Annotated in this window: 1 protein-coding gene; it reads left to right on the forward strand. The window is 45.5% G+C overall.

The window, feature by feature from the left end:
• Positions 1-314, forward strand: a 314-nt coding sequence (locus ACEN33_RS12515) for an IS30 family transposase (protein WP_407095220.1), incomplete at both ends; no start/stop codon positions are given.

A 314-nucleotide genomic window follows, 5' to 3' on the forward strand; every position in this document is an offset into this window, starting at 1 on the left:
CACCCGATGTCATTATCGGGCGTAAAGAAAAACCCATTGACTGTTCCATGCGGACGCTTTATCGGCGTTTCAAGGAAAAGGTGTTCGATGAAAAAACCTTACCCATGAAAGGAAAACGTAAGCCAAATGGGCATCAAGAACGTCGCGGAAAACAAGCCTTCAAGCGAAATATCGTGGAAAGAGAGGTAGACTATCCAGCGTTCACCGAAGAATTCGGTCATCTCGAAGGAGATACCATTGTGGGTGTTCACCACAAGAGTGCTGTTATCACGCTAGTAGAGCGTCTTTCCAAAATCATCATCACTTTGAAACCG

The sequence above is a fragment of the Ruoffia sp. FAM 24228 genome (assembly GCF_045528575.1).
In the GTDB taxonomy this organism is placed as follows: Bacteria; Bacillota; Bacilli; order Lactobacillales; family Aerococcaceae; genus Ruoffia; species Ruoffia halotolerans.